This window comes from Kitasatospora sp. NPDC094028 (assembly GCF_049543595.1).
Classification (GTDB): Bacteria; Actinomycetota; Actinomycetes; order Streptomycetales; family Streptomycetaceae; genus Kitasatospora.
Genome location: NZ_JBMVFA010000076.1, coordinates 1 through 7055, shown reverse-complemented (window position 1 = coordinate 7055; position 7055 = coordinate 1). Strand labels below are relative to the sequence as shown.

The 7055-nt window shown below is 75.0% G+C and carries 1 protein-coding gene; it reads left to right on the top strand.

Annotation, left to right across the window (positions count from 1 at the left end):
* A partial coding sequence (locus ACPC54_RS41765; protein WP_498972969.1) for an SDR family NAD(P)-dependent oxidoreductase occupies positions 1–7055 on the top strand: 7055 nt, incomplete at both ends.

The window sequence follows — 7055 nt, the reverse complement described above, 5'->3', positions numbered from 1 at the left end:
TCCGCGCGCACTTCGCCGACCGCAGGACGACCCGGCTGCGCGTCTCGCACGCGTTCCACTCGCCGCTGATGGACCCGATGCTGGAGGACTTCCGCACCGTCCTCAACGGGCTGACGTACGCCGCTCCTTCGATTCCGGTCATCTCCAACCTGACGGGGGAGACGGCCGCTCCCGAGCAGCTGTGCTCGGCGGGCTACTGGGTGCGCCACGTCCGCGAAGCCGTCCGCTTCGCCGACGGCCTGCGCGCGTTGGAGTCCGCCGGCGTCACCCGCTTCCTGGAGCTCGGGCCCGATGGCGTCCTGACGGCGCTGGCGGCCTCCTCGCTTTCCGGCGAGGCCGTGTCGGCCTCCGTCCTCCGCAAGGACCAGGACGAGGAGACGACCGTCCTGACCGCGCTCGCGCGCCTGCACGTCACCGGTGCGCCCGTCGACTGGGCCGCGCTCTTCGCCGGCACCGCCGTCCGCCCGATCGACCTGCCGACCTACACCTTCCAGCACCGTCGCTACTGGCCCGTGACCGCCCCCGCGACCGGCGGTGACCTCGGCGCGGCGGGCCTCGACACCGCCGACCACCCGCTGCTCGCCGCCTCGCTCGAACTCTTCGACGATGACGGCCTGTTGTTCACCTCCCGGCTCTCCCGCCAGTCCCACCCCTGGCTCGCGGACCACATCGTGCGCGGCAACGTCCTGCTCCCCGGCACCGCGTTCCTCGAACTGGCCGTCCGCGCCGGGGACGAGGCCGGCTGCGACCGCGTCGAGGAACTGACCCTGGCCGCGCCGCTCGTCCTGCCCGAGCGCGAGGGCGTGCAGTTGCGGCTGAGGGTCGGCGCGGCCGACGAGAACGGCCGCCGCACCTTCACCATCGCCTCCCGGCCCGAGGGCGCCGACGGCCGCGCCTGGGACCAGCACGCGAGCGGCGTCCTGGCCGTGGGGGAGACGCGCACCGCGTTCGACACGTCCGTGTGGCCGCCGGCCGGCGCCGAGGCGGTCGACCTGACCGGGCTGTACGAGGGCATGGCCGACGGCGGCTACGCGTACGGACCGGTGTTCCAGGGCCTGCGGGCGGCCTGGCGGCGCGGCGACGAGGTCTTCGCCGACGTCGCCCTGCCGGAGGGCACCGAGGGCACCGGGTACGGTCTGCACCCGGCGCTGCTCGACGCCGCCCTGCACGTGACGGCCGTCAACGGGATGCCGCGCGGCGTCGTGCCGTTCTCGTGGGAGGACGTGTCGCTGCACGCCTCCGGCGCGTCCTCGGTGCGCGTGCGCGTCACCCGGACCGGCGAGGAGTCCGTCGCGGTGGCGGTCGCCGACGCCGAGGGCCTGCCGGTGGCGTCCGTGGGGTCGTTGGCCCTGCGCGCGGTGTCGAGCGGGGAGTCGGCGGCGGCTCGGGACGGGCTGTTCCGGGTGGACTGGGTGCCGGTGAGGAGCGCGACTGCTCCGGACTTCGCGGCGGTCGAGTCGCTGGCGGAGGTACCGGCGCAGGTTCCGCCGGTGGTGGTGATCCGACCGGCGGACGACGACGTGCACGCGCGGACGGCCCGCGTGCTGGAGCTGGTGCAGGGCTGGCTGGCCGAGGAACGGTTCGCGGCCTCCCGGCTGGTGTTCGTGACGCGCGGCGTGGTGGCGGGCGAGGACCTCCCAGGCGCGGCGGCCTGGGGATTGGTGCGGTCGGCGATGTCGGAGGAGCCGGGCCGGTTCGGCCTGGTGGATCTGGCGGGTTCGGAGGAACTGCCGCCCGCCGCCCTGGGCTTGGACGAGCCGCAACTGCTCGTCCGTGACGGGGAGGTCCTCGCGGCCCGGCTCGTGCGCGCCGAATCGGCGGGCGAGCCGGTCCTGTGGGCCGGCGAGGGCACGGTCCTGATCACCGGTGGCACGGGCGGCCTGGGCCGGGTCGTGGCCCGGCACCTGGCCGTCGAGCACGGCGTGCGGCAGCTGCTGCTGGTCAGCCGCCGGGGCGCCGACGCCGAGGGCACCGACGCCCTGCTCGCCGAGCTGGCGGCGGCCGGGGCGGAGGCCGTCGTCGAGGCGTGTGACGTGGCCGACGAGGCCGCCGTGGCAGACCTGTTCGCCCGGCACGAGATCCGCGCGGTCGTCCACACGGCAGGCGTGATCGACGACGGCGTGATCGGCTCCCTGACCGCCGAGCGCGTCAGCAGCGTCCTGCGCCCGAAGGCGGACGCCGCCTGGCACCTGCACGAGGCCACGAAGGACCGCGAGCTGGCGGCCTTCGTCCTGTTCTCCTCCGTCTCCGGCGTCTTCGGCGGCCCCGGCCAGGCCGCCTACGCGGCCGGCAACGCCTACCTCGACGCGCTGGCCGTCCACCGCCGCTCGCTCGGTCTGCCCGCCGTCTCGCAGGCCTGGGGCCCGTGGACCCGCGACGGCGGCATGATCGGCACGCTCGCCGACGTCGACCTGCACCGGATCGCCCGCTCGGGCATGCCGGAGCTCACCCCCGCCGAGGGCGCCGCCCTGTTCGACGCCTCGCTCGCGGCGGGCGAGCCCGCGATCCTGCCCGTCCGGCTGGACCTCGCGGCGCTGCGGGCCCAGGACCAGGTGCCCGCCCTGCTGCGCGGACTGGTGCGCGGACGGGTCCGGCGCGCGGTGGTCGCGGGCTCGGCCGCTTCGGCGGGCCTCGCGCAGCGGCTGTCCGGTCTTGGTGTCGACGAGCGGCGGGCGGCCGTCCTGGAGCTGGTGCGCGACCGGGTCGCCGTGGTCCTCGGTCACGAGGGCGGCTCGGTCGTCGATCCGTCGCGGGCGTTCCAGGACCTCGGCTTCGACTCGCTGACGGCGGTCGAGCTGCGCAACCGGCTGCGCTCGGTGACCGGGCTCCAGTTGCCGGCCACGGTGGTGTTCGACTACCCGACGGCGAACGCGCTGGCGGGCTTCGTGCTGGCGGGCCTGTTCGGCGCCGAGGAGGCCGAGGAACTCCCGTCGGCGCTCCCGGTGTCGTCGGACGACCCGGTGGTCATCGTCGGCATGGCCTGCCGCTACCCGGGTGGCGTCGAGTCGCCCGAGGACCTGTGGCGGCTGGTGGCCGACGGCGTGGACGCGGTGTCCGACTTCCCGGCGAACCGCGGCTGGGACGTCGACGCGCTCTACAGCGAGGACCGGTCCGTCCCGGGCACGTCGTACACCCGGCGGGGCGCGTTCCTGCACGACGCCGGGGAGTTCGACCCCGAGTTCTTCGGAATGAGCCCGCGCGAGGCGCTGGCGACGGACGCGCAGCAGCGCCTGCTGCTGGAGACGTCGTGGGAGGCCTTCGAGCGGGCCGGCATCGACCCGGTGTCCCTGCGCGGCAGCCGGACGGGCGTCTTCGCGGGCATCATGTACACCGACTACCGCTCGCTCCTGGACGGCGAGGAGTTCGAGGGCTTCCGGGGCAACGGCAGCGCCCCCAGCGTCGCCTCCGGCCGGGTGTCCTACACCTTCGGCTTCGAGGGCCCGGCGGTGACGGTGGACACGGCGTGCTCGTCGTCGCTGGTGGCGATGCACCTGGCGGCGCAGGCGCTGCGCGGCGGCGAGTGCTCGCTGGCGCTCGCGGGCGGCGTGACGGTGATGTCGACTCCGGGGACGTTCGTGGAGTTCTCGCGGCAGGGCGGTCTGTCGGCCGACGGCCGGTGCCGTTCGTTCGCGGACGCGGCGGACGGCGTGGGCTGGGGCGAGGGCGTCGGTGTCGTGGTGCTGGAGCGTCTGTCGGACGCCCGTCGGAACGGGCACCGGGTGCTGGCGGTCCTGCGCGGCAGCGCGGTGAACCAGGACGGTGCGTCGAACGGCCTCACCGCGCCCAACGGCCCGTCGCAGCAGCGGGTGATCCGGCAGGCGCTCGCGAGCGCCGGGCTGTCCCCGGCGGACGTGGACGCGGTGGAGGCGCACGGTACCGGCACGAAGCTGGGTGACCCGATCGAGGCACAGGCGCTGCTCGCGACGTACGGGCAGGACCGTGAACTGCCGCTGCTGCTGGGTTCGATCAAGTCGAACATCGGGCACGCGCAGGCGGCGGCCGGTGTCGCGGGCGTGATCAAGATGGTGCTGGCGATGCAGCACGGTGTGCTGCCGCGGACGCTGCACGTGGACGCGCCTTCGTCGCACGTCGACTGGACGGCCGGCGCGGTGGAGCTGCTGGCCGCGGCGCAGGAGTGGCCGGAGGCCGGTCGGCTCCGCCGGGCGGGCGTGTCGTCGTTCGGGATCAGCGGGACCAACGCGCACGTGATCCTGGAGCAGGGCGAGCCCGAGGCCGCGCAGGAGGCCGTGGTCACGGCCGGGGCGATGCCCTGGGTGGTATCCGCCAGGTCGGAGGCGGCGCTCGACGCGCAGCTCGCACGGCTCGGAGACCTTGGTGAACTCCCGGCTGTGGATGCGGCGTTCACGCTGGCCGGGCGGACTGCTTTCCCGCATCGGGCGGTGCTCGTCGACGGTGTCGAGGTGGCCCGGGGGCTTGTGGGTGACGGTGGGACGGCGTTCCTGTTCTCGGGTCAGGGCTCGCAGCGGCTCGGGATGGGGCGGGAGTTGTACGGCCGGTTCCCGGTGTTCGCCCGTGCCTTCGACGAGGTGTGCGGCGCTCTGGAGCTTCCGGTTCGGGACGTCGTGTGGGGGTCGGACGAGGAGCTGCTGAACCAGACCGGGTACGCCCAGGCGGGCTTGTTCGCGGTTGAGGTGGCGCTGTTCCGGTTGGTCGAATCCTTGGGCGTGCGGCCGGAGTTCGTGGCCGGGCACTCGATCGGTGAGGTCGTCGCGGCGTACGTGGCCGGGGTGTTCGGTCTGGCCGACGCTTGCGCCCTGGTGGCTGCTCGCGGTCGGCTGATGCAGGCGCTGCCGGCGGGTGGCGCGATGCTGGCGGTGCAGGCGACGGAGGAGGAAGTCCTGCCGCTGCTCGGCGAGTTCGTGTCGATCGCCGCCGTCAACGGCCCGCGCTCGGTCGTCGTCTCCGGGGCGGAGGAGGCTGTCGCGGCGATCGCGGCGCACTTCGCCGACCGCAAGACGAACCGGCTGCGGGTCTCGCACGCGTTCCACTCGCCGCTGATGGACCCGATGCTGGAGGACTTCCGGAACGTCCTCAACGGGCTGACGTACGCTGCTCCCTCGATCCCGGTGATCTCCAACCTGACCGGCGCGCCGGCCGAGGGCCTGACATCGCCCGACTACTGGGTGCGCCACGTCCGCGAGGCCGTTCGCTTCGCCGACGGGATCCGCACGCTGGAAGCCGCGGGCGTCACGCGCTTCCTGGAGCTCGGCCCAGACGGCGTCCTCACCGCGCTCGCGGCCGCCTCCCTCTCCGGCGACGCCGTCCTGGCCCCCGTCCTCCGGAAGGACCAGGCCGAGGATGCGACCGTCCTGACTGCCCTCGCGCGCCTGCACGTCACCGGCGCGCGCGTCGACTGGGCCGCCCTCTTCGCCGGGACCGGTGCCCGCACCGTGGACGTGCCCACGTACGCGTTCCAGCACCGGCACTACTGGCCGGCGGTCACGCTCGCGCGCGGCGGCGACGTCCGGCTCGCGGGCCTCGGAGCCGCCGGGCACCCGCTGCTGGGCGCGGCCGTCGAGCTCGTCAACACGGACGGCTACCTGTTCACCGGCCGGCTGTCGGCCGGGTCGCACGGGTGGCTGGCGGAGCACGTCGTCATGGGCGCGATGTTGGTGCCGGGGACGGCGCTGGTCGAGCTGGCCGTGCGCGCCGGTGACGAGGTCGGCTGTGACCTGGTCGAGGAGCTGACGCTCGCCGCCCCGCTCGTCCTGCCCGAGCGGGGCGGCGTGCGGGTCCAGGTGTGGGTCGGCGAGCCGGACGCGTCCGGGCGGCGCGCGCTCACCGTGCACGCCCGGCCGGACGACGCGGACGGGACGGACTGGACCCTCCACGCCACCGGTGTGCTGGGGACGGGCGCGGTGCCCGTGGCGTTCGAGGCGGTCGTGTGGCCGCCGGCCGGTGCCGAGGCGGTCGACCTGACCGGGCTGTACGAGGGCCTGGCGGAGGCCGGGTTCGGGTACGGCCCGGCGTTCCAGGGCCTCCGGGCCGTCTGGCGGCGCGGGGGCGAGGTCTTCGCGGAGGTCGCCCTGCCGGAGGGCGCCGACGGAAGCGGCTTCGGCCTGCACCCGGCGCTGTTCGATGCCTGCCTCCACGCGTTCGCGCTGACCGGGCCCGACGAGCGCGGCGTGCCGTTCGCGTGGGAGGACGTGGCGCTGCACGCCTCCGGCGCGTCGGCGGTCCGGGTGCGGTTGACGCCGTCGGCGGGCGGCGGGGTGTCGCTGGCGATCGCCGACACCGAGGGGCGCCCGGTGGCGACCGTCGGGTCGCTGGTCGTGCGCCCGGTGGCGGCGGGCGGGGCGGGCCCGGTCGGCCGGGACGCGTTGTTCCGGGTGGACTGGGTGCCGGTGAAGACGGCCTCTGCTCCGGACTACGTGGAAGTGGCGGTCCTCGCGGACGTGCCGGCGGACGTTCCGCCGGTGGTGGTGGTTCCGCTGGGCGCTGACGAGGTGCACGCGCGAACGGCACAGGCACTGGAGCTCGTACAGGCCTGGCTGGCGGAGGAGCGGTTCGCGGCCTCGCGTCTGGTGTTCGTGACGCGCGGCGCGGTGGCGGGTGAGGACCTGTCCGGCGCGGCGGTGTGGGGCCTGATCCGGTCGGCGATGTCGGAGGAGCCGGGCCGGTTCGGCCTGGTGGATCTGGCGGGTTCGGAAGAGTTGCCGCCCGCCGCCCTGGGCTTGGACGAGCCGCAGCTGCTCGTCCGCGACGGGGAGGTCCTCGCAGCCCGTCTGATGCGGACGGACACCAAGGCCGGAGCGACGGCGTGGCCGAGCGAGGGTACGGTTCTGATCACGGGCGGCACGGGCGGCCTCGGCCGGCTGGTCGCCCGGCACCTGGCGGCCGAGCACGGCGTGCGCAGCCTGCTGCTGGTCAGCCGTCGTGGCGCGGGCGCCGAGGGCGTCGACGCCCTGCTTGCTGAGCTGGCTGAACTCGGCGCGGAGGCGACCGTCGAGGCCTGTGACGTGGCCGACGAGGCCGCCGTGGCAGACCTGTTCGCCCGCCACGGGATTCGCGCGGTCGTCCACACCGCCGGTGTG